At 51.7% G+C, this 23329-nt stretch carries 18 protein-coding genes and 9 pseudogenes; 15 read left to right on the top strand and 12 right to left on the bottom strand.

Annotated elements, in window-relative coordinates; all coding sequences use genetic code 11:
• Nucleotides 1-61 precede the first annotated feature (61 nt).
• From ACWWJF_RS10555 to glpC (ACWWJF_RS10520), 8 genes and pseudogenes are all read left to right on the top strand, one after another.
• Nucleotides 62-1269, top strand: a protein-coding gene (locus ACWWJF_RS10555; protein WP_455871034.1) for an IS3 family transposase whose coding sequence is annotated in 2 segments (ribosomal slippage) — nt 62-383 and nt 383-1269 — 1209 coding nt in all. Because the reading frame shifts where the segments join, the coding sequence is not laid out codon by codon here.
• 10 nt (nt 1270-1279) lie between these two features.
• Nucleotides 1280-2560: a glycerol-3-phosphate dehydrogenase subunit GlpB gene (glpB, locus tag ACWWJF_RS10550; protein ID WP_455871033.1), complete on the top strand. Its 1281-nt coding sequence runs from the start codon at nt 1280-1282 to the stop codon at nt 2558-2560.
• Nucleotides 2557-2673, top strand: a pseudogene (locus tag ACWWJF_RS10545) (hypothetical protein); the annotation flags it as partial. The gene glpB and the pseudogene ACWWJF_RS10545, both read left to right, overlap by 4 nt.
• A gap of 103 nt (nt 2674-2776) precedes the next feature.
• Nucleotides 2777-4108 carry an IS4 family transposase gene (locus tag ACWWJF_RS10540; RefSeq protein ID WP_455869117.1) on the top strand — a complete coding sequence of 444 codons (1332 nt, stop codon included), beginning with the start codon at nt 2777-2779 and terminating at the stop codon, nt 4106-4108.
• 78 nt (nt 4109-4186) lie between these two features.
• Nucleotides 4187-4468 (top strand): annotated as a pseudogene (locus ACWWJF_RS10535) (helix-turn-helix domain-containing protein); the annotation flags it as partial.
• Nucleotides 4469-4623: 155 nt separating this feature from the next.
• A pseudogene (gene glpC, locus ACWWJF_RS10530) lies at nt 4624-4815 on the top strand (anaerobic glycerol-3-phosphate dehydrogenase subunit GlpC); the annotation flags it as partial.
• Between the two features lie 126 nt (nt 4816-4941).
• Nucleotides 4942-6261 carry an IS4 family transposase gene (locus tag ACWWJF_RS10525; protein ID WP_455869406.1) on the top strand — a complete coding sequence of 440 codons (1320 nt, stop codon included), beginning with the start codon at nt 4942-4944 and terminating at the stop codon, nt 6259-6261.
• A gap of 200 nt (nt 6262-6461) precedes the next feature.
• Nucleotides 6462-6632: pseudogene (glpC, locus tag ACWWJF_RS10520) on the top strand (anaerobic glycerol-3-phosphate dehydrogenase subunit GlpC); the annotation flags it as partial.
• 59 nt (nt 6633-6691) lie between these two features.
• Here glpC (ACWWJF_RS10520) and ACWWJF_RS10515 read toward each other — a convergent pair.
• Entirely contained in the window at nt 6692-7726 is a 1035-nt protein-coding gene (locus ACWWJF_RS10515; RefSeq protein WP_455869405.1) for an IS481 family transposase, read from the bottom strand.
• 102 nt (nt 7727-7828) lie between these two features.
• Here ACWWJF_RS10515 and glpC (ACWWJF_RS10510) point away from each other — a divergent pair.
• Together glpC (ACWWJF_RS10510) and ACWWJF_RS10505 are read left to right on the top strand one after the other, a co-directional pair.
• Nucleotides 7829-8617: pseudogene (gene glpC, locus ACWWJF_RS10510) on the top strand (anaerobic glycerol-3-phosphate dehydrogenase subunit GlpC); the annotation flags it as partial.
• Nucleotides 8618-8890: 273 nt separating this feature from the next.
• On the top strand, nt 8891-9586 hold the full coding sequence (locus ACWWJF_RS10505; protein ID WP_455869404.1) for a pirin family protein: 696 nt from the start codon (nt 8891-8893) through the stop codon (nt 9584-9586).
• Between the two features lie 164 nt (nt 9587-9750).
• Here ACWWJF_RS10505 and ACWWJF_RS10500 read toward each other — a convergent pair.
• The 3 genes from ACWWJF_RS10500 to ACWWJF_RS10490 form a co-directional block, all read right to left on the bottom strand.
• Nucleotides 9751-10919 (bottom strand): IS3 family transposase gene (locus ACWWJF_RS10500; RefSeq protein WP_455869403.1). Its coding sequence is split into 2 segments (ribosomal slippage): nt 9751-10664 and nt 10664-10919, totalling 1170 coding nucleotides; the frame shifts between segments, so codons are not numbered across the junction.
• A 68-nt stretch (nt 10920-10987) separates the two neighbouring features.
• Nucleotides 10988-11470, bottom strand: a complete 483-nt coding sequence (locus tag ACWWJF_RS10495) for a carbapenem self-resistance protein CarG family protein (protein ID WP_455869402.1) — start codon at nt 11468-11470, stop codon at nt 10988-10990.
• Nucleotides 11471-11525: 55 nt separating this feature from the next.
• A complete protein-coding gene (locus tag ACWWJF_RS10490; RefSeq protein ID WP_455869401.1) occupies nt 11526-12119 on the bottom strand; it encodes a YhgN family NAAT transporter in 594 nt (197 codons plus the stop codon).
• A 356-nt stretch (nt 12120-12475) separates the two neighbouring features.
• On the opposite strand from ACWWJF_RS10490, the gene asd reads away from it, so the two are divergent.
• Complete coding sequence (asd, locus tag ACWWJF_RS10485; protein WP_455869400.1) at nt 12476-13579, top strand: aspartate-semialdehyde dehydrogenase; 1104 nt, start codon at nt 12476-12478, stop codon at nt 13577-13579.
• 103 nt (nt 13580-13682) lie between these two features.
• Here the strand turns inward: asd and ACWWJF_RS10480 are convergent, their stop codons facing one another.
• Entirely contained in the window at nt 13683-13952 is a 270-nt protein-coding gene (locus ACWWJF_RS10480; protein ID WP_455869399.1) for a hypothetical protein, read from the bottom strand.
• Nucleotides 13953-14084: 132 nt separating this feature from the next.
• Here ACWWJF_RS10480 and ACWWJF_RS10475 point away from each other — a divergent pair, with 132 nt between their 5' ends.
• The gene (locus ACWWJF_RS10475) at nt 14085-14222 is read left to right on the top strand and encodes a hypothetical protein (protein ID WP_455869398.1); all 138 of its coding nucleotides are present in this window, start codon (nt 14085-14087) and stop codon (nt 14220-14222) included.
• A gap of 111 nt (nt 14223-14333) precedes the next feature.
• Here ACWWJF_RS10475 and ACWWJF_RS10470 read toward each other — a convergent pair whose 3' ends face one another.
• The 6 genes and pseudogenes from ACWWJF_RS10470 to ACWWJF_RS10445 form a co-directional block, all read right to left on the bottom strand.
• Nucleotides 14334-14555, bottom strand: a complete 222-nt coding sequence (locus ACWWJF_RS10470) for an acyl carrier protein (protein ID WP_455871032.1) — start codon at nt 14553-14555, stop codon at nt 14334-14336.
• Between the two features lie 18 nt (nt 14556-14573).
• Nucleotides 14574-16013, bottom strand: a complete 1440-nt coding sequence (locus ACWWJF_RS10465; protein WP_455869397.1) for an AMP-binding protein — start codon at nt 16011-16013, stop codon at nt 14574-14576.
• Nucleotides 16010-17128, bottom strand: coding sequence for a membrane-bound O-acyltransferase (locus ACWWJF_RS10460; RefSeq protein ID WP_455869396.1), 1119 nt, complete (start codon nt 17126-17128; stop codon nt 16010-16012). The genes ACWWJF_RS10465 and ACWWJF_RS10460 overlap by 4 nt, the downstream gene beginning before the upstream one ends.
• 126 nt (nt 17129-17254) lie before the next feature.
• On the bottom strand, nt 17255-18394 hold the full coding sequence (locus ACWWJF_RS10455; protein ID WP_455869395.1) for a D-alanyl-lipoteichoic acid biosynthesis protein DltD: 1140 nt from the start codon (nt 18392-18394) through the stop codon (nt 17255-17257).
• A gap of 169 nt (nt 18395-18563) precedes the next feature.
• A pseudogene (locus ACWWJF_RS10450) lies at nt 18564-18842 on the bottom strand (class I SAM-dependent methyltransferase); the annotation flags it as partial.
• 183 nt (nt 18843-19025) lie between these two features.
• Nucleotides 19026-19349, bottom strand: a pseudogene (locus tag ACWWJF_RS10445) (class I SAM-dependent methyltransferase); the annotation flags it as partial.
• A 75-nt stretch (nt 19350-19424) separates the two neighbouring features.
• Here ACWWJF_RS10445 and ACWWJF_RS10440 point away from each other — a divergent pair.
• The 3 genes and pseudogenes from ACWWJF_RS10440 to ACWWJF_RS10430 form a co-directional block, all read left to right on the top strand.
• Nucleotides 19425-20110, top strand: a pseudogene (locus tag ACWWJF_RS10440) (transposase); the annotation flags it as partial.
• Nucleotides 20111-20291: 181 nt separating this feature from the next.
• A pseudogene (locus tag ACWWJF_RS10435) lies at nt 20292-20774 on the top strand (IS3 family transposase); the annotation flags it as partial.
• A gap of 340 nt (nt 20775-21114) precedes the next feature.
• Complete coding sequence (locus ACWWJF_RS10430; protein WP_455868694.1) at nt 21115-22155, top strand: IS481 family transposase; 1041 nt, start codon at nt 21115-21117, stop codon at nt 22153-22155.
• 111 nt (nt 22156-22266) lie between these two features.
• On the opposite strand, the gene ACWWJF_RS10425 is transcribed toward ACWWJF_RS10430, so the two are convergent.
• Entirely contained in the window at nt 22267-23157 is an 891-nt protein-coding gene (locus tag ACWWJF_RS10425; RefSeq protein WP_455869394.1) for a LysR substrate-binding domain-containing protein, read from the bottom strand.
• Nucleotides 23158-23329 lie beyond the last annotated feature (172 nt).

Raw genomic sequence — 23329 nt, 5'->3', positions numbered from 1 at the left:
GCTGTATCTCCAGATAAGAGATAGGCTTAGATATATGTCTAACAATCATGCTAATTTTGAAATGACCGGGATCCTGTTAGGGCAAGAAGTCCGTAAGCGTAAAACTCCGCAAGAGAAAATCGCCATCATTCAGCAGACAATGGAGCCGGGGATGAACGTCTCCCATGTAGCCCGCCTGCATGGCATCCAGCCCAGCCTTTTGTTTAAGTGGAAGAAGCAATACCAGGAAGGAAGCCTCACCGCCGTTGCGGCCGGAGAAGAAGTGGTTCCAGCTTCGGCGCTGGCGACTGCCCTCAAGCAGGTCCGGGAGCTACAGCGCCTTCTGGGTAAGAAGACGATGGAAGTTGAGATCCTCAAAGAAGCAGTGGAGTACCGCCAGTCGCGAAAATGGATAGCGCACGCGCCCTTGTTGCCAAAGGACGGGGAATAGCTCTGGTCAGCCGCGCCATGAGCGTGTCGCGTGCGCAGCTGTCACTGCGGGTTAACCGTTCTGCCGACTGGCTGGACAGGCGCAGCAACCGGCGTAATGACGAAGCTGATGCTGAGATATTATCGGACATCCTCCGTATCATCAGCGACATGCCCAGTTACGGTTACCGCCGAGTGTGGGGTATCCTGCGTAAGCAACGTCGTGCAGAGGGACTTCCACCGGTGAACGCCAAACGGCTTTACAGGATAATGAGCGAGCATAACCTGCTGTTGTTGCATGATAAAACTGAACGTCCGAAGCGGGAGCATAAAGGCAAAATCGCGGTAGCAGAGAGCGATATGCGCTGGTGCTCAGATGGCTTCGAGTTCGGTTGTGACAACGGCGAGAAGCTGCGGGTGACGTTCGCACTGGACTGCTGCGACCGGGAGGCCATAGACTGGGCAGCGAGCACCAGGGGTTATGACAGTTCAACCGTGCAGGATGTGATGCTGAGGTCGGTGGAAAAACGCTTCGGTAGCGCGCTGCCGGATAAACCAGTGCAATGGCTGACGGATAATGGTTCAGCGTACACAGCGCATGAAACGCGGAAGTTCGCCAGAGAACTGAATCTGGAGCCCTGCACAACAGCAGTGAGCAGTCCACAGAGTAACGGCATGGCAGAACGGTTCGTGAAGACGATGAAGGAAGATTACATCGCCTTCATGCCAAAACCCGATGTGCGAACAGCGCTGAAGAATCTTGCAGCGGCGTTCAATCATTACAATGAAAACCATCCGCACAGTGCGCTGGGATACAACTCCCCAAGAGAATATCGGCGCCAGCGGGCATCGTTAACTTAAGATACAAAAGCTGTCCGGAGATGGTGGGTCAAGATCAGACGTCGTCATTATCGGTGGCGGGTTAGCCGGGCTCACCTGCGGTATTCGTTTGGCTGAGCAAGGAAAACACTGCGCCATTGTCAGTTCAGGACAAAGCGCCTTGCATTTCTCTTCGGGATCGCTGGATCTGCTGTCCTTTCTGCCGGATGGTGAGCCGGTTCACCATCCCCTTGAGGCGCTGTCAGCGCTGGCAAGTCAGGCTCCCGGGCATCCCTATTCGCTGATGGGTGAGGCCGCTGTACGCCGTTGGGTGCCAGAAGCCGAAGCCTTATTGGCGCGCTGTGGCGCGACCATGACGGGCAGCCATCAACAAAACCACCTGCGTTTGACGCCGCTCGGAAAATATCGCCCATGCTGGCTGAGTCCACCGGAAATTGTCACGCGGGAACAGGGCAAACCGCTGGCATGGCGCGCTCCGCTGATTGTGGGCATTGAAGGCTTTCTGGATTTCCAGGCCTCTATCGTGGCTGATGCGCTGCAAGCGCAGGGCATTGCGGCAAAGAGTGCCGATTTACGTCTACCCGCGTTGGATCGTCTGCGCGGTAACCCCAGCGAGTTCCGCGCGGTAAATATTGCTCGCGTGCTGGATCTGCCGGAAAACGCCAGCGCATTGCTGGCGGAATTGACGCGGCTGAGCGCTGATCACGATGCCGTCATTTTACCGGCTTGCCTGGGACTGGATACGCCGGATGCCGTGGCTATGCTGCAAAGTGCCTTGGGCAAACCTGTCAGTCTATTGCCGACACTTCCGCCGTCGTTACCAGGGGTTCGCTTGCATCAGGCGATGGTGCGCCGTTTCCGCCAATTGGGCGGCATGGTGATGCCGGGCGATAAAGTCGAGCGTGCCGTCCTGGGAATAACAGAAAAGGCGCTTTATACCCGTAATCATGTCGAGATCCCGTTGTGGGCTCAGCATGTGGTGCTAGCCAGCGGTAGCTTCTTTAACAACGGGCTGGTGGCAGAGTGTGATCGCGTTGTGGAGCCGGTGTTTGGTTTTGATGTGCACTATGCCGCGCTGCGTAGCGACTGGAGCCGGGAACAGGTACTGGCACCTCAGCCGTATCGCCTGTTCGGTGTGAAAACCGACGAGAAGTTGCGCCCGCGTATCAAGGACGTCACGGTGCCCGGCGTCTATGCGATTGGCGCAGTATTGGCAGGGTTTGATCCTCTGGCGCAGGGCTGTGGCGCGGGGGTATCTTTATTGGGCGCGTTGTCGGTTGCCGATACGTTACTGCAAGGGGCGGTTGCATGAGCCTGCTCAATGACACCAGTTTTGATAATTGTATCAAGTGTACGGTGTGTACCACTTACTGCCCGGTTTCCCGGGTGAATCCTCTTTATCCCACCTCGTTATACACAAGTCCGCAACGCCTTATATGCCAAGGGTTAGCGGGCTGAAATAGGCAGCCGGTGGGGTTGTAAATGAAGTGAAACCGACGTGTACTATCGCCATTTACGGCGCTGAAAAATGACACGGGATTCAGATGGCTGGGCACACCAAGAACTGGAAGGGGTAAATCTTGGTGACACGAGGCTCAATAAGCGCGCCAAAGGGCTTTTGATACGGCTGGCTGAGAATCCGCAAGCCAGCATTCCGCATGCGTGCCTCGGATGGTCTGAGACGCTGGGTGCTTACCGCTTCATGGAGAACCAAGCATTCGAATGGCGAGACATTCTGCAACCTCACTGGCAGCGTACGCAGGAAAGGATCCGAGAACACGAGGTTGTGCTGTGTATCCAAGACACTACCGAGCTTGACTTCAACGGGCAGCAAATCCAAGGCTTGGGTCCCTTGAACTACGAAGCCAGGCGTGGTCTGTACCTGCATTCGACCTACGCGGTCAGTCCGGATCGCGTGGGGTTGGGCGTACTGGATGCGTGGATGTGGGCAAGAGAGCCGAAGGATGCAGACGGAAAACGCGATGGGATCAAGGAGAGTACGCGCTGGCTCGAGGGATACGAGCGAGTTGCTGAACTCGCCTCGGAGTTGCCAAACACACGTCTGGTGTACTTAGCCGATCGCGAAGCAGATATCAAGGCGTTGATGCAGCTCGCTGATGACCTTGGCACTCCGGCTGACTGGTTGATCCGCTCGACTCATAATCGCAGTCTGGACTGTAATGAGAAGCTTTGGCAGAAGGTTGGAAAGACCGTGCCGGTGGGAGAAATCCAATTCGTTATGGCGGCTCGCGCGGGGCAGAAGGCGCGTACGGTGAAACAGGCGCTGCGCGTGAAGCGAGTGTCGCTGCGTTGCGGGTTGGCAGTGACTTGTGTGATAGCCAAGGAAATTGAGCCGCCAGCAGGCGTGAAGCCGGTCGAGTGGCGGTTGCTGAGCAATCGCGTACCTGAAGGACGAGAAGATATCGTGGAGCTGATCGACTGGTATCGGGCTAGATGGGAAATCGAGATGTTCTTCAATGTGCTGAAGAACGGCTGCTGTGTCGAAGCGTTACAGTTATCGACCGTGGATCGCATTGAGCGGGCATTGGCGCTGTTCATGATCGTGGCATGGCGCATCGCCTATTTAATGCGTATGGGACGAACCTGTCCAGAGCTGGACGCAATGTTGTTCTTTGATTCCGACGAGACTCATGGCGCTTACCTACTGATGAACAAGCGTATGCCCAAGGGCCGCCCTAAGCTAAACGAAGTATTGCGCTTAGTTGCGCAACTGGGAGGCTTTCTTGCTCGAAAAGGCGACGGTGAACCAGGCGCAAAAACTATCAGGAAAGGCTTGCAGAAAGTCATGACGGCCGCCTGTAGTGGTCAACTAATATGTATTAGTCGCGACTTGATCTGACACTGGACCTTGAAAGGTTGAGAGTTACCGGTTTTGATATGGGTGTCGAATCCTTATACAAAACACGAGGTAACTCTCATGCTTCATACTAACAATCCCATCATCAAACACAAAGCCGGCCTGCTCAATCTCGCCGAAGAACTCGGTAACGTATCAAAAGCCTGTAAAATCATGGGTGTGTCACGCGACACGTTTTATCGCTATCAGGAACTGGCGGCAGAAGGCGGCATTGACGCTCTGGTTAACCAAAACCGCCGGGTTCCCAACCTGAAAAACCGTGCTGATGAAGCCACTGAACGTGCGGTTGTTGATTACGCCATTGAGTTCCCGGCTCATGGCCAGCACCGGACCAGTAATGAGCCATATCGTTATACACATCTTTTGGCCATTTTTTGAACAGGATGCTCAGAACCCCGTGAATTAAGGCATTCAAGCCATCCCATTGGCTTTTTGAGGTTCAAAATGCCACTCTGAGATAAACCCGTAACTCATTGATTAAACAGTGCGTTAGAAAGATGTGTATAACGATATGTCTTTATCCGGGGCCGAAACAGACCGGACCGGACGGTGAACGCCTGCGTCTGAAAGATCCGGCACAGTATGACGAGGCGCTGAAATATTGCACCAACTGCAAACGCTGCGAAGTGGCCTGCCCGTCGGATGTCAAAATTGGTGATATCATTCAGCGCGCCAAAGCACGCTATAACCCACCTCGTTATACACAAGTCCGCAACGCCTTATATGCCAAGGGTTAGCGGGCTGAAATAGGCAGCCGGTGGGGTTGTAAATGAAGTGAAACCGACGTGTACTATCGCCATTTACGGCGCTGAAAAATGACACGGGATTCAGATGGCTGGGCACACCAAGAACTGGAAGGGGTAAATCTTGGTGACACGAGGCTCAATAAGCGTGCCAAAGGGCTTTTGATACGGCTGGCTGAGAATCCGCAAGCCAGCATTCCGCATGCGTGCCTCGGATGGTCTGAGACGCTGGGTGCTTACCGCTTCATGGAGAACCAAGCATTCGAATGGCGAGACATTCTGCAACCTCACTGGCAGCGTACGCAGGAAAGGATCCGAGAACACGAGGTTGTGCTGTGTATCCAAGACACTACCGAGCTTGACTTCAACGGGCAGCAAATCCAAGGCTTGGGTCCCTTGAACTACGAAGCCAGGCGTGGTCTGTACCTGCATCCGACCTACGCGGTCAGTCCGGATCGCGTGGGGTTGGGCGTACTGGATGCGTGGATGTGGGCAAGAGAGCCGAAGGATGCAGACGGAAAACGCGATGGGATCAAGGAGAGTACGCGCTGGCTCGAGGGATACGAGCGAGTTGCTGAACTCGCCTCGGAGTTGCCAAACACACGTCTGGTGTACTTAGCCGATCGCGAAGCGGATATCAAGGCGTTGATGCAGCTCGCTGATGACCTTGGCACTCCGGCTGACTGGTTGATCCGCTCGACTCATAATCGCAGTCTGGACTGTAATGAGAAGCTTTGGCAGAAGGTTGGAAAGACCGTGCCGGTGGGAGAAATCCAATTCGTTATGGCGGCTCGCGCGGGGCAGAAGGCGCGTACGGTGAAACAGGCGCTGCGCGTGAAGCGAGTGTCGCTGCGTTGCGGGTTGGCAGTGACTTGTGTGATAGCCAAGGAAATTGAGCCGCCAGCAGGCGTGAAGCCGGTCGAGTGGCGGTTGCTGAGCAATCGCGTACCTGAAGGACGAGAAGATATCGTGGAGCTGATCGACTGGTATCGGGCTAGATGGGAAATCGAGATGTTCTTCAATGTGCTGAAGAACGGCTGCTGTGTCGAAGCGTTACAGTTATCGACCGTGGATCGCATTGAGCGGGCATTGGCGCTGTTCATGATCGTGGCATGGCGCATCGCCTATTTAATGCGTATGGGACGAACCTGTCCAGAGCTAGACGCAATGTTGTTCTTTGATTCCGACGAGACTCATGGAGCTTACCTACTGATGAACAAGCGTATGCCCAAGGGCCGCCCTAAGCTAAACGAAGTATTGCGCTTAGTTGCGCAACTCGGAGGCTTTCTTGCTCGAAAAGGCGACGGTGAACCAGGCGCAAAAACTATCTGGAAAGGCTTGCAGAAAGTCATGACGGCCGCCGAAACGCTACGCGCGCTCAGGCACGAATAGAGATGTGTATAACGAGGTGGCTATAACCCATATCGTTATACACATCTTTCTAACGCACTGTTTAATCAATGAGTTACGGGTTTATCTCAGAGTAGCATTTTGAACCTCAAAAAGCCAATGGGATGGCTTGAATGCCTTAATTCACGGGGTTCTGAGCATCCTGTTCAAAAATGGCCAAAAGATGTGTATAACGATATGGCTATAACCCGCATCGTCCTTCACTGCGTGACACCATCCTCAGTCATACCGACCTGATGGGAACGGTATCCAAGCCGTTTGCGCCATTAGTGAACGCGGCGACCGGGCTGAAACCGGTGCGCCAGTTGCTGGATAAAGCACTGAAAATTGACCATCGACGTCAGTTGCCTAAATTGTATTAGCTCAGACCTGATCTGACAGTTACCGGTTATTTATACAGGTGTCTGTCAGATTAAATCTGGTTCAGATTTTTTTCTGCCCAGACTCGTTTACCATCAAGTAACGTGGCCATTGGCGTACGCCCGCAGCACATTTTACCCTGATGAGTTCGCTCATTATTGTAATGCCACAACCAGTTGTCCAGATCCTTTTGTAGACTTTCTAGGTCCTCGTATAACGTCTTACGGAACGCAACCTGATAAAAATCCTGCAAAATAGTTTTATGGAAGCGCTCGCAGATACCGTTTGTCTGCGGAGACATCGTTTTCGTATGGTCTATATCGTTGATAGCCAAGTACAGCTGATAGTCATGTTGTTCCACTTTACCGCAGTACTCCGTCCCCCTGTCCGTCAGTATTCTTAGCATTGGCAGCCCCTGAGCTTCGTAGAACGGCAGCACGCGATCATTGAGCAGGTCGGCGGCAGAGATCGGTGCTTTACTCGTGTAAAGCTTGCAGTGCGCCACTTTCGAGTACGTATCCACGAACGTCTGCTGGTAGATACGGCCAACACCTTTCAGATTACCCACGTAGAAGGTGTCCTGCGACCCCAGATAACCCGGGTGAGCAGTCTCTATTTCACCACAGGCTTCGTCGTCGTGCGCCTTCTTCTCCAGTGCAGCGATTTGAGCATCAGTAAGTACGATGCCTTCTCTGGCAACTTTTTCCTCAAGTGCCTTCAGGCGCTTACGAAAGTTTTCCAGATCGTGTCGTTGCCAAATGGAGCGCACACCGCTGCCAGAAATGAAGACGCCTTTTTTACGCAGCTCATTACTGGTCCGGTGCTGGCCATGAGCCGGGAACTCAATGGCGTAATCAACAACCGCACGTTCAGTGGCTTCATCAGCACGGTTTTTCAGGTTGGGAACCCGGCGGTTTTGGTTAACCAGAGCGTCAATGCCGCCTTCTGCCGCCAGTTCCTGATAGCGATAAAACGTGTCGCGTGACACCCCCATGATTTTACAGGCTTTTGATACGTTACCGAGTTCTTCGGCGAGATTGAGCAGGCCGACTTTGTGTTTGATGATGGGATTGTTAGTATGAAGCATGAGAGTTACCTCGTGTTTTGTATAAGGATTCGACACCCATATCAAAACCGGTAACTCTCAACCTTTCAAGGTCCAGTGTCAGATCAAGTCGCGACTAATACACCTAAATACTCGTTCGGCACTTTCCGCCGCTGGTATCGTCAACAAGCCGAAGCGCAAAAACAGTTTGGCGAGCAAATCGCATACTTCCACGGCTGCTACGTTAATTACAACCATCCGCAGTTGGGCAAAGACCTGATCCGCATCTTCAATGCGATGGGGATTGGCGTGCAACTGCTGGAAAAAGAGAAGTGCTGCGGTGTACCGCTGATTGCTAACGGTTTTCATACCAAGGCCAGAAAGCAGGCGCAACAAAACGTGGGCTATCTGGAAGGCGCGGTTCAGGGTAAAAACCTTACCGTGGTAGCGACGTCATCAAGCTGTACGGCAACGCTGCGTGACGAATACCCGCATTTGCTGGGGGTCGATAACCATGCGGTACGCGATAGCATTACGCTGGTAACACGTGAGCTGTATCGCCTGTTAGAGCAAGGCAAAACGCTGCCGCTGAATCCGCTGCCGCTACGCGTGGCTTATCACACGCCGTGCCATATGGAGAAAATGGGGTGGACGTCCTACACACTGGATTTATTGCGCCGTATTCCCGGGATGGAACTGGTGGTGCTGGAATCCCAGTGCTGCGGTATCGCCATAACTTACGGTTTTAAAAAGGAAAATGACACTACCTCGCAGGGCATTGGCGCGCCGCTGTTCCGCCACATAGAGGAGAGTGGAGTGGATATGGTGATCACGGATTGTGAAACCTGCAAATGGCAGGTAGAGATGTCGACCAGTAAACCTTGTGAGCACCCGATCACGTTATTAGCACGCGCACTGGCGACGGAAAAATAATCCTTTACAGACGCGAATGATAATGATTATTATTGTTATGCATTCCAGAGAGACGCTCGTATGTCTTTTCATGCGTTGACGACCTCGCTGTGAAGGCACGACATTGCTCACATTGCTTCCAGTGTTTATTTAGCCAGCTCGGGTGCTGGCTTTTTTTTTGCTTATCCTCCCCGCCTCTTTTAAATTTTTTGAACTGAGCGATGAGTTTTTTACGCTTTCTTATTCGCCACCTCCCGGTAGACTTAACATAACGACAAAATTTGTGGAGGCGATATGATTTATTTACGACAGGCTGAGGCGCGTGGTCATGCGAACCACGGTTGGCTGGATAGCTGGCACAGTTTCTCCTTTGCAGACTACTACGATCCCAACTTTATGGGGTTATCTGCGTTACGTGTGATCAACGAGGACCGCATTGAAGGTGGGCAAGGGTTTGGCACCCACCCGCACAAAGACATGGAAATCCTGACTTATGTGCTGTCCGGTACGGTGGAACATCAGGACAGCATGGGAAACAAGGAGCAGATTCCGGCGGGTGAATTTCAGATCATGAGTGCAGGCACCGGGATTCGCCATTCGGAATACAATGCCAGTCAGGATGAGCTGTTGCATTTGTATCAGATTTGGATCATTCCGGAAAAAGCGGGTATCACGCCGCGTTATGAACAACGACGCTTTGACGCACCACAGGGCCGTCAACTGGTGTTGTCACCGTATGCACGTGAAGGTTCGCTGAAGGTATATCAGGACATGACGCTGTCGCGTTGGGCGCTGAAAGCCCAAGAGCAGTCGGTATATCAGGTGCCGGCAGGCCGTCGCGTGTGGATTCAGGTGGTACGGGGAGAGGTGGAAATCAACGGTCAGGCAGCAGGCGAAAGCGATGCGCTGGCGATATGGGATGAAGAAACCCTCTCAATTCATGCCACGCAACAGAGTGAAATCTTGTTGTTCGATCTGCCGCCGGTGTAACCAAGAACGGTGCGTACCTGTGACGCACCGTTTTTTGCTTTTCTCAGGGAACCTCTGCGGGAAGCAGCGTGCAAAGTGCTGCACTGTCGGTCTACACTGCATCGACATCTTCATAGGATTGCGTGGTGATGACACTTTTCTCTTCATGCCAGGTATTGTAGTGGTCAACTAATATTGGCCACCGCATTAGACTGTATGTAGAACAGTCGCTCAGATTCGTTTGGAGTTAAGCCGCCGTTATACCAGTGAGGCCGGATAGCGCTGTAATACCCCGTGATGTAGCGGATAATCGCGTCCTGGGCTTCGCTGAAGCTGTTGTAACCCTTTGTCGGCACCCATTCTGTCTTCAGGCTGCGGAAGAACCGCTCCATTGGCGCATTATCCCAGCAGTTACCCCGCCGACTCATACTCTGCTTTATCCGGCAGCGCCACAGGGCTTGCCGGTATTGACGGCTGGTATAGTGGCTGCCCTGGTCGCTGTGGAACATGACTCCTGTTGGTTGTCCCCGGAGTTCCCAGGCCATCTGCAACGCTTTAACTGTCAGCGCCGAGTCCGGCGACGTCGACATGGCCCAGCCCACCGGTTTGCGGGCGAACAGATCTAGCACCACCGCAAGGTAAGCCCAGCATTTGCCCGTCCAGATGTAGGTCACATCGCCGCACCAGACCTGATCCGGCGCGGTAACCGCGAACTGGCGGTTGAGATAGTTCGGTATTTCAACGTGTTCATTGCCGCCGCGTTTGTATTTGTGAGCCGGTCGCTGGCAGCTGGCGATACCCAGCTCCTTCATCAGCTTGCCAGCCAGCCAGCGCCCCATTTTGACACCAGAGCTGCCGGTGACGATGGTCGCGATACTTCGAGCGCCGGCAGAGCCGCCGCTGGCGTTCCAGGCTTCCATGACGCGGCTACACTTAACCACGCGCTCACCGTCGGGTTCATTAGCGGAAGCCTGCCAGTGCCTGTAGCTGCTGCGATGTACCTCAAAAGTTTGGCACAACGCCGTGACCGGGTATCGCGCCCTCAGCCTGTCGACTACCGTGAACCGTTGAGTGAGTCCGACATTAAGAGCGCCGTAGCCTTTTTTAGGATTTCGTTCTCCATTTCAAGGCATTGGACTTTTTTCTTCATCTCACGCAGCTCGAGCTGTTCAGGGGTAAGAGGAAGTCCCGTTGGCGTTTTTCCCTGTCGTTCAAGGCGAAGCTTATTGACCCAGCGACTAATGGCAGAATGGCTGACATTAACCGCCTCTGCGGCCTTAACGTATGTGTAGCCGTGGTTGACAACCAGCTTTGCGGCTTCGAGCTTAAATTCCGCCGTAAAATGTTTACCCATGAGGTCACCTGTCGTGTTGATGAGGTGAGCATATCACCTCCGCTCAGGTGGCCAGTATCAGTGTGCCACTACATATAGAGTGGCACGCCGGGATCGTCGTGGCTTTCCTGCAACACGTAACGTTGCAGTTTAACCGGTTGCGCATCGGTTAAATCCTCTCCCACTTTCTCTGCGGTGATTAAACGCACCCCTTGCGGATAGCGCACCAGTTGAACATCGAAAATCTTCTGCCGCGATGCGGCAATACGATAATCAAACCAGATAAACGCATCGCTGTTGGGGATGGGGACGAGTGAATAACCGTCCGGGGTTTTGATGTAAAAGCTCAAGCCTCGGTGAGGGTGTGAGGTGTTGTTTTCGAAGGTGGCAAGCACCGCGAAATCCTCTGAGGTCGAGTGTGCCAGCGCCAGATTATTCACACCCGGTTGCAGCGGCACCAGACTCAAACCCGTAGGGCTCGAAACCGCTGCACTCTGGCAGGCGGCTATCGTCGTACCGCTGTAAAACAGCAGGGCGGCGATGATGCGCCGAGCGTTGGTAAGCAAAAACATAGCGGTGATTATCCCTTTCATGCCCACGCTGGGCGAAAACCGGTCAGTAACCGTCTCATTTCATCAAGTAAGTACGGATGCCATCGAGGAACATCTGGGTCGAAAGCATGACCAGAATCAGCCCCATCAGTCGCTCCAGCGCGGCAACGCCTTTCTCACCCAGTAAGCGCAAAAAGAGATCGGACATCAACAGGATGATAAATGAAATCCCCCAGGCGATGCAGAGTGCGAGCGTTAAATGCGGCAACTGATCCGGATATTGATGCGATAACAGCATCAGCGCGGCCAGAATAGACGGTCCGGCGACCAGTGGGATTGCCATCGGTACCAGAAAGGGTTCTTCCCCAGCGGGCAACTCGCTGCTGTTGCTTTCCTGCGATGGGAATATCATGCGGATAGCGATTAAAAACAGCACAATGCCGCCCGAAATCGACACGGTTTCGGTACGCAGATTGAGAAACGCCAGAATACGTTCGCCCGCAAACAGAAAAATCAGCATCAGCCCAAGGGCGATCACCATCTCACGAATCAGCACCACCCGTCGGCGTTTCGGGTCCAGATGTTTTAGTACCGACATAAAAATGGGCAAATTGCCCAACGGATCCATAATTAACAGCAACAGAATGGTTGCTGAGATCATTTCGCTCATGGTGGTGGTGGACTCCTGTTATCCCTTTAATGATGGCACCGCATTAGCCACATTGCTGAAAAAGCCGGTGTCATCGAATAAATTCACTTGCGACTTCTGATACATTTTGTAAGGTTGATAGTCATCACTTTATGTAATATTTGCCGAGTTTGGTGATAAACCGATTTTTATTACCCCTCGCTCTGCCGTCATGATAGTCCTGCCGCCACGGTTTGCGCGCGTTTGCGTGTGGTAAACCTATTGTTCTGCAAGACATTCACCTGACGAGAACAGGGTAACAGAGTGTGTGTCGGCCGTCAGTACTGCCTGTGTGGCAGTCCAAATTCTTTGTGTCATCCCAAGGCAGGATTGTTACCATGAAAAATGTTGGTTTTATCGGCTGGCGCGGTATGGTGGGTTCCGTTCTGATGCAGCGTATGCAGGAGGAGTGTGATTTTGACCTGATTCGTCCGGTGTTCTTTTCCACGTCACAACACGTTCAGGCTGCTCCGGTACTGGGTGGACAGCAGGGCACGTTGCAAGACGCCTACAATCGGGATGCACTGAGCGCGCTGGATATCATCATCACCTGCCAGGGCGGTGATTACACCAATGAGGTTTACCCCAAGCTGCGTGAAAGCGGCTGGCAGGGGTATTGGATCGATGCGGCCTCCTCGCTGCGTATGCGCGATGACGCCATCATCATCCTCGATCCGGTCAACCATGCTGTGATCAAACAGGGCCTGGACAACGGCATTAAAACTTTCGTTGGCGGCAACTGTACCGTCAGCCTGATGCTGATGTCGCTAGGTGGCCTGTTTGCGCACGATCTGGTGGAATGGGCCTCTGTGGCGACCTATCAGGCGGCATCTGGCGGCGGTGCGCGCCATATGCGCGAATTGCTGGTTCAAATGGGTCTGCTGCACAATGATGTGGCGAAAGAGTTGCAGGACCCTGCCTCTGCCATTCTGGATATCGAACGCAAAGTCACCGCGCTGACGCGCAGTGGCACGTTGCCGACCGACAATTTCGGTGTACCGTTGGCTGGCAGCTTGATCCCGTGGATCGACAAACAGCTGGATAATGGCCAGAGCCGCGAAGAGTGGAAAGGTCAGGCAGAAACCAACAAAATTCTCGGCACCCAGTCCGTAATCCCGGTGGATGGTTTGTGCGTCCGCATCGGGGCGCTGCGCTGCCACAGCCAGGCGTTCACACTGAAACTGAAGAAAGATGTTCCGGTGTCTGAAATCGAACAACTGCTGGCAACCTATAACGATTGGGTGAAAGTGGTGCCAAACGATCGCGAGATCTCCATGCGTGAATTGACGCCAGCTGCGGTAACCGGCACGCTTTCCACGCCAGTGGGGCGTCTGCGTAAACTGAACATGGGGCCGCAGTATCTCTCCGCCTTTACAGTGGGTGATCAACTGTTGTGGGGCGCGGCAGAACCGCTGCGCCGTATGCTGCGAATCCTGCTGTAGTCCCCTCTGGATTGAATGCCCCGCGTTATGCGGGGCATGTTCTCTCTCACTTCCTGCCGTTGCTTTCTTTGTTCTACTATCGCTTGCCATGCACTCCACCTTTTTAGCGGCATGCAGCATCAATACCATTGATCTTTTCAGTGACATTTTCCCTGAGCAGGTTTTCGATACGTTGGGCAAAGGTATTTAGTGTCAGCCACTGTCGTGTGAGCGCCTGGCGATTTCCTGCCATGAGTTGTATGCGCAGTGCTTCTTCTTCTTGTGTCAGCCGGGAGGCATGTTCAAGCAGGGAGGAGGCGAAGCCACAGTCGGAAAAATAAGCGATTGTAGTGGCCAGTATCAGTGTGCCACTACATTTTACCCATGAAAGCAAGCGCCCTGCATGCGGGTATGACGTATCTTACGCCATATCGTTATACACATCTTTCTAACGCACTGTTTAATCAATGAGTTACGGGTTTATCTCAGAGTAGCATTTTGAACCTCAAAAAGCCAATGGGATGGCTTGAATGCCTTAATTCACGGGGTTCTGAGCATCCTGTTCCAAAAATGGCCAAAAGATGTGTATAACGATATGATCTTACGCCGCTTGTATTTCAGAACGCCAGCAGCCGCAAGCTGCCTGATTATCAGCGCCAATTGATTGAGCGCCTGCAAATGTAGCGGAGGCGATTCTCTCTCGCTCAACGCTCACCTCAGGTGATGCCACCTGAGGTGATAACGGTGAGCAATAAATATCTTCGCTGTTAGGAAATTAGCCGCGATTCTCTTCAATGTAACGCGCTAAATCCGCCGGGGTTTTCAGCACGGTAGCGACTTCGGTGGGAGGAATCATGCAGCCGTAAACGTCCTGCACTTCCAACACAAGGTCTACCGCCAGAATAGAGTCGAGAATATCGGACTCAATCAGCTCATCGTTAAAGCTCACTTTGCGGGATAAGACCTTTTCAAACAGAGCGAGAATTTCTTGTTCCATCATTTTTTCCTGGTGTAATTAGTTCGTGCGGGCGTGAGAGTCCAGCAACTTACGATCAATTTTGCCGTTAGGGTTAAGCGGCAGTGCGTCTTTAATGATAATTTGAGAAGGCACCATGTAATGCGGGATCACCTTCGACAGCGAGGTTTTAATCGCTTCCGGGGCTAAGTGCGTCACGCAGAATGCGGCAATACGCAAAACGCCACCGCCTGATTTCATCAGCGGCAGAACCACCGCTTCGCTGATATCGGACATCGCCAGCAGTCGATTTTCAATTTCTTTGATTTCAATGCGATAACCATTGAGTTTAATCTGGCTGTCATTGCGGCCCTGGCAGTAAAGCAGCCCATCCACATTTTCGTAGCCCAGGTCACCGGTTCTGTAGCCGCGGAACATTTCGCTTTCCCGATGCAGCAATTTCTCGGCATTCTCTTTCGCCAGCCCGAGGTAGCCACGCATCACGTTTTTTCCCCAAATAATCAGCTCACCATCAGAGGTAATCTCCATTCTGGAATTCGGCATCATCACGCCAATCGGCAGCAGATCGTTCTCGCTGTGCAGGATGTCATCGGTAATTTCGATAACCGTGGTCGCGATGGTGGCTTCCGTTGGGCCATAAGAATTGAGGATTTTGGCGTGCGGGAAGCGGCGGCGCAGTTGTTTTACCAGTGCTTTGTTTAACACTTCTCCGATGAACACAAATACACTCAGATCGGGCAAATAGTCACTGCTAAACTGCGGCGAAAGCAGCCGTTGATAGGCAAAGGAGGGAGTGGAGACCCACACGGAAACGCCGTTGCTTTTCAGGCGGTCAAGCCAGTTTTCTGCGGCGATATCCTCTTTCGCATTCAGCACGATATGCCCGCTGGTTGCCAGATTTGCCAGCAGTGGAATCAGAGAGAGATCGAAGCTGAACACCGCATGGTTCATCAGCACTGGCACTTCCGGCAGCGCAAAATCCTGACGCACCCACTTCATGAAATGCCACAGGCTTTCACGCCCGATTTGCACACCTTTGGGCTTTCCGGTACTGCCAGAGGTGAACATGATATAGGCGAGATCCTGCTCAACGAGTGCCTGTTCGGTCACGTCCGTGGCAATAAATTGTCGGGTCGCCACGTCATAATAGTAAGGGGCGCTTGCCAGTTGGCAAATCTCTTTGAGCCGTTCCTGCGGGTAGATGCAGTCCACCGGAATATACGGAATGTTGTGCAACAGGCAACTGTAGATAGCGGCGGCAAACTCTGCCTGCTGGTGTCCGTAGATCACTATCGGCGGGCCAGCGGACTGCTGGCAATGGTGATAGCGTTTCGCCCAGTCGGTAACAGCAACAGAGAGCTGTTGCCAGGTCAGGGATTCATCACTGCCGCTAATCGCCGGTTGCTGTGGGTTCGCGGGGTCGAGTAATGCCGCACGCAGAAAATCTTGCAGTTCTAGAAGCTCGCTGTGTTGGTTCATAGAGGTGACATGCCGCTAAAGATATAGAGGGAGGCCGCGGCGCTTGCTAGCGTCAAAATTCGACCCGTAAACTCACTAACCGGATGATCTAACCAATTGCTCAGTACCGGGCTGCGTTTCGCTGACCATTGCAGCATATTGTGAGCAACAGAAATGGCGCCAAACAGTGCGCCGCTGATGACATAGTGTCGTTCCAGCCCGTTCCACGCCCCCATACAAAACAGGGTGCAGAAAATACCAATATTCTGCGCCAGCGTTTTGTTCTGACGGAAAAAATTGAGCTTCATCAGATTCATATAAATCGGCATAAAGACCACATCCCTCAGCCATTCAGACAGGCTGATGTGAAAGCGTCGCCAAAAATCTTGTGGGTTCTTTGCCAGAAACGGCATATTGAAGTTTGCCGGGATATTCAGGCCAAATAAACGTCCGGCCCCGATAGCCATATTACTGTAGCCAGCAAAGTCAAAGTAGAGATAGGCGCTGTAAGCCAGAGACATGACCACGCCAACGCTCAACGTAAATGGCTGATGGCTCCACGGCTGAACGACCAGAGTATCAATGAGCGTGGCTAATAGGTATTTTTGGATAATACCGGTAAAAGTTTGTTCCATGGACAGTAAAAACTGTTCACGGGTAAGCGTGAAGACCTGTTTATTAATGTCATTAATCCATGTGCGCCAGCGATACATCGGGCCCGCCAGGATAATAAACGGCATAAACAAGTAGTAGAAATAATGCAGAAAACGTTGGCCATCTTTTTTGCTGCGATAAAGCAGCACGTCAACGGCACGGAAGGTCATGAATGACAAGCCAATCATGTTCCAGTGGTTGTTGAGATCTAATTTCACCAGGAACATAGGAAGTAATGTCAGACTGACGGCCTGCCAGGTTTTTAACCAGCCTTTTTCTTTTAATGTGACAAGGAGATAAAACCCAAGAAAAACCGCCACGGGAATGAGATAATCCCCCTGGAAAATATACGCCCAGCCAAATGCCGCCAGCACAGAAAAAGCAGACAAATAGGTCAGCCGATAATGCAATACGCGGTTAACCAGCGCAAACAGTAGAGCTGATGAAAACAGAAGGAAAAAAAACGTTCCGGAGCTGTACATCATTTACCCTTCAGAATTTTTGGTATTCGAAATGCACTTTCAAATCCATGCTGTCATCAACAGAGGTCCACGCGACAATGGTGACCGCCAGAAAGAAATAAAGGAAAAAAAGGCGAATGGCTGTTTTCATCGTTTAAAACTCTCAGCAATAAAGCGGTCAATGGCAACCCAAGCCAGTTCAGTGGGATGCAAACGATCCCAGTTCCAGCCGTTCTGATAAGGCTGGGCATACATATCAAAATAGGGAACCCGATGTTGCTCCAGCATCGTTCGGATCTGTTGATCGACTACCTGGAATTTCTCTGAGTTTTTAATCGCCCAAGGGTTAATCGGGTCAACCACCACCACAAACTGGGCGTTGCGCGCTTTCAGCAGTTTGACCGTCGCCCGCAAAGCTTCCAGTTGCGAGGGGATTGCTGGCGCGTTGTCCCACTCATCCGGCGTGTTATCGTCGGCAAAAATCGACTTATCCATCCACATAGTGTCAGCGCTTTGTTGGCGCGATTTGTTGAGCTCGCGCGCGTGGGCCAACGCCATATCCCAATCCGGATTGACGAGGTTGACGGGTTGTTCCGGCCAGGGTTTTGCCGGTTGTGGGGTAATGTTCAGCATTGCCAGCCACTCGTTTTTTACCATCTCGCAGAAATTAGCAAAGAGGTAACTCACTTCCTGCCAGATAATTTCCGGGTACCAGCCATAGATTTCCATCTGGCTGAAGGTTAAGTGGCTGATATCTTCTTTATCAATATTGCGTAAGTATTTGACCAGCAAAGGGCGTGCCAACATATCCTTCATCAAGGGATTAAACACTGATGAGGGGAAGTTGTTGGCAAAAATGGCCGGAGGAATGCCTTCAGAATAAAAAGTATCTGGTGCTAACATCAGAACAATTTTACTATTGGCGTTAATGTCATTTTTAAAACGCGAGAGCAGTAAAAAATGCGTGATGCTATCGACGTAACTATCACCGTAAGCTACTAAAGGACGATGCAACTGGTTATTGAAGTAATTATAAACGGCGTAATGTTCATCTTCGGAAGTAGAAACTTCAGATGCACCGATAAAGAAAATCGCATTGCCCTGTAAAGCATGGGAAATAGTCGCCATGTTTTGCTTGCGTTCCTTTGGCGTTCCTTCCATTGATTTAATCAGCGGTTGGAATGTCAGCGCTGGATCAGCGGTTCTCACCAGCGGGGGAACGCTGAGGAACAGGATAGCCAGGATCGCCATCAGGATATGTAGGCAGAAAGTATTTTTGATTTTCATTATATAATTTATAATTACATGATATTCATTTGTTTAAAATTTGTTGCTTTATATCTTTGCAGGGTGTCGGTTCCTGCGTTTTTTGCATTATATACCAGCCTTATCGGCGATGATGAGCGTTGCTGTGTAACGGTATGTACAGTGTTTGTCCTGCTCACATAATTTGATTTATCAGCACAAATAATTTGCCTGCAAAGGTGTCACTCGCTGGCCAATCGGTGGGTTCGACCCGTAGCGATGAGTGAAACCCACTTTCTATCAGTAATTTTCGATACGCTTTGTCTTGCCATGCTGTCATCTGGCTGCCGAATCGCGTTATTGTGCCATTTTCTTCTATCACCCAAAAATGTGTTGGGCTGGTTTGTGCCTCTTGATCCCACTAGTGCTCTGTTAACAACAAATGAGGACGAGCAAGAAACAGCCCCTGCGTGCATCGCTGCCAGGTTGGTGCAGCCAGCCCCATATCGTTATACACATCTTTCTAACGCACTGTTTAATCAATGAGTTACGGGTTTATCTCAGAGTGGCATTTTGAACCTCAAAAAGCCAATGGGATGGCTTGAATGCCTTAATTCACGGGGTTCTGAGCATCCTGTTCAAAAAATGGCCAAAAGATGTGTATAACGATATGAGCCAGCCCCTGGCGTTTTACCTCCTCGAAGGTATGCACTTCGATAAGCAGTTTCCCGCTGGCTCGCAGCCACTGTGCACAGCGACTAACGAGCGTGCGAGCGTCGGCTGCGTTGAAAACATTCAGTTCGCCAAAGGTCATCATGATGAAATCGAAGCGGGCGGTGGGTGCATACTCCCTCACGTCCTGCTGTAGGTAATCAATGTTCAACCCTCCTACTTGTGCTTGCTGGCGCGCATAAGTAATGGACGCCGGTGAAAAATCTACTCCTGTACAGTGAAAACCTTGCTGTGCCAGTCGGTGGGTATAAAAACCTGGGCCGCAACTGTAGTGGCACACTGATACTGGCCACCTGATCGGAGGTGATATGCTCACCTCATCAACACGACAGGTGACCTCATGGGTAAACATTTTACGGCGGAATTTAAGCTCGAAGCCGCAAAGCTGGTTGTCGACCACGGCTACACATACGTTAAGGCCGCAGAGGCGGTTAATGTCAGCCATTCTGCCATTAGTCGCTGGGTCAATAAGCTTCGCCTTGAACGACAGGGAAAAACGCCAACGGGACTTCCTCTTACCCCTGAACAGCTCGAGCTGCGTGAGATGAAGAAAAAAGTCCAATGCCTTGAAATGGAGAACGAAATCCTAAAAAAGGCTACGGCGCTCTTAATGTCGGACTCACTCAACGGTTCACGGTAGTCGACAGGCTGAGGGCGCGATACCCGGTCACGGCGTTGTGCCAAACTTTTGAGGTACATCGCAGCAGCTACAGGCACTGGCAGGCTTCCGCTAATGAACCCGACGGTGAGCGCGTGGTTAAGTGTAGTCGCGTCATGGAAGCCTGGAACGCCAGCGGCGGCTCTGCCGGCGCTCGAAGTATCGCGACCATCGTCACCGGCAGCTCTGGTGTCAAAATGGGGCGCTGGCTGGCTGGCAAGCTGATGAAGGAGCTGGGTATCGCCAGCTGCCAGCGACCGGCTCACAAATACAAACGCGGCGGCAATGAACACGTTGAAATACCGAACTATCTCAACCGCCAGTTCGCGGTTACCGCGCCGGATCAGGTCTGGTGCGGCGATGTGACCTACATCTGGACCATATCGTTATACACATCTTTTGGCCATTTTTTGAACAGGATGCTCAGAACCCCGTGAATTAAGGCATTCAAGCCATCCCATTGGCTTTTTGAGGTTCAAAATGCCACTCTGAGATAAACCCGTAACTCATTGATTAAACAGTGCGTTAGAAAGATGTGTATAACGATATGACATCTGGACGGGCAAATGCTGGGCTTACCTTGCGGTGGTGCTAGACCTGTTCGCCCGCAAACCGGTGGGCTGGGCCATGTCGACGTCGCCGGACTCGGCGCTGACAGTTAAAGCGTTGCAGATGGCCTGGGAACTCCGGGGACAACCAACAGGAGTCATGTTCCACAGCGACCAGGGCAGCCACTATACCAGCCGTCAATACCGGCAAGCCCTGTGGCGCTGCCGGATAAAGCAGAGTATGAGTCGGCGGGGTAACTGCTGGGATAATGCGCCAATGGAGCGGTTCTTCCGCAGCCTGAAGACAGAATGGGTGCCGACAAAGGGTTACAACAGCTTCAGCGAAGCCCAGGACGCGATTATCCGCTACATCACGGGGTATTACAGCGCTATCCGGCCTCACTGGTATAACGGCGGCTTAACTCCAAACGAATCTGAGCGACTGTTCTACATACAGTCTAATGCGGTGGCCAATATTAGTTGACCACTACAATGGAGAGTTTTCTTCATCAGGCGTCGTTCGTTACGGGGTATCGGTGCTATGCTCGACATCGCTAAGTCCGGTTGATGATTTGGGATCTTTATCGATTGATCAGATCGCTCAACTCGGACTGAGTTCCCTTCAGGTGATCTACTATTCGGAACAGTTATTTAGAGGATAGCACGCATGCTTTGTAAGGGAATAAACAAGCCTGAAAAGTGTGATTTGAAAAAGCATTATTTGTATTAGTCGCGACTTGATCTGACACTGGACCTTGAAAGGTTGAGAGTTACCGGTTTTGATATGGGTGTCGAATCCTTATACAAAACACGAGGTAACTCTCATGCTTCATACTAACAATCCCATCATCAAACACAAAGCCGGCCTGCTCAATCTCGCCGAAGAACTCGGTAACGTATCAAAAGCCTGTAAAATCATGGGGGTGTCACGCGACACGTTTTATCGCTATCAGGAACTGGCGGCAGAAGGCGGCATTGACGCTCTGGTTAACCAAAACCGCCGGGTTCCCAACCTGAAAAACCGTGCTGATGAAGCCACTGAACGTGCGGTTGTTGATTACGCCATTGAGTTCCCGGCTCATGGCCAGCACCGGACCAGTAATGAGCTGCGTAAAAAAGGCGTCTTCATTTCTGGCAGCGGTGTGCGCTCCATCTGGCAACGACACGATCTGGAAAACTTTCGTAAGCGCCTGAAGGCACTTGAGGAAAAAGTTGCCAGAGAAGGCATCGTACTTACTGATGCTCAAATCGCTGCACTGGAGAAGAAGGCGCACGACGACGAAGCCTGTGGTGAAATAGAGACTGCTCACCCGGGTTATCTGGGGTCGCAGGACACCTTCTACGTGGGTAATCTGAAAGGTGTTGGCCGTATCTACCAGCAGACGTTCGTGGATACGTACTCGAAAGTGGCGCACTGCAAGCTTTACACGAGTAAAGCACCGATCTCTGCCGCCTACCTGCTCAATGATCGCGTGCTGCCGTTCTACGAAGCTCAGGGGCTGCCAATGCTAAGAATACTGACGGACAGGGGGACGGAGTACTGCGGTAAAGTGGAACAACATGACTATCAGCTGTACTTGGCTATCAACGATATAGACCATACGAAAACGAAAGCGATGTCTCCGCAGACAAACGGTATCTGCGAGCGCTTCCATAAAACTATTTTGCAGGATTTTTATCAGGTTGCGTTCCGTAAGACGTTATACGAGGACCTAGAAAGTCTACAAAAGGATCTGGACAACTGGTTGTGGCATTACAATAATGAGCGAACTCATCAGGGTAAAATGTGCTGCGGGCGTACGCCAATGGCCACGTTACTTGATGGTAAACGAGTCTGGGCAGAAAAAAATCTGAACCAGATTTAATCTGACAGACACCTGTATAAATAACCGGTAACTGTCAGATCAGGTCTGAGCTAATACACATTATTGCTACTTTTCCCGGTTGTCAGCGCAAAGAGGCCTGGCGCATCGCCATTAGGGCGTTTCTGCAACCCGATGCGCTTTTACGTAGTCCAGAAAAGCCCGTAGCGGGCTCGGCATATATTGTCGATTCGGATAGTAAAGTTGCAAGCTAGGGAATTCGGGTAACCATTTCTCCAGCGTTGGCACCAGCGTGCCGTTTGCCAGATATGCTTTCACCTGGTCGTAATAGAGATAACCCAATCCAGCGCCGCACAATACGGCTTCGAGCGTTGAGTCCATATCATCCAGGATGATGCTACCTACAGGCGCAATCTCCAGCTTTCCCTCTGGGCCTTCAAATTCCCAGTTATAGATACGGCCGCTTTGTAAAGGAAAAATAACGCTTTGGTGATTCACCAGAGCGTGTGGATGTGCCGGGGCAGGATGGCGCTCAAAGTAGTCTGGCGTTGCGACCACAACCCGTTTGATTTTGGGGCCAATCGGGACAGTGATCATGTACTTTTCAACGGTAGTATCCAGACGAATCCCTGCATCAAACGATTGTTGAACGATATCGACGAGTTTGTCGTCAGTGGTGATCTCCACCTTGATATCGGGATACTGGCGGCTAAACCCGGCGATCAATGGGATCAGCACCAGGCGTGAGGTGTTGATTCTCAGCGTGCCCATCGGCGTGTCGCGAAAACAATTCATCTCATCGAGCAGGGTATCGAACTCGTCAAATACCGGACGCAGACGCTCAAAGAGATTAACCCCTGCCTCCGTTAACGCCACGCTGCGAGTCGTGCGGTTAAACAGCCTAACTTTTAACCGCTGCTCCAGTTGCTTAACGGCATGACTAATGGCTGAAGGGGAAAGCCCTAACTCGTTGCCCGCTTCCCGGAAACTTTTTTGGCGCGCGACGCTAATGAACGCCGTGAAGTCGGAAAAGTTAAGCTGCATTAGGCTTTGTTGAATAAACAGATTTTATGCTACCAGCCCAGTAAAACGATTGTTTCCAGCAACGTAAAATCATGCAGTTAAGCATCATGAGAAAACGGAATGCCTGAGGTGATAAGCATTTTCTACCAAAATGGGCATAGTAAAACAGCACGATTCCCTATTATTCAACAAA

Source organism: Symbiopectobacterium sp. Eva_TO (genome assembly GCF_053848865.1).
Note: the sequence above shows the minus strand (reverse complement) of the source record. Positions and strands in the feature narration are given on the sequence as shown.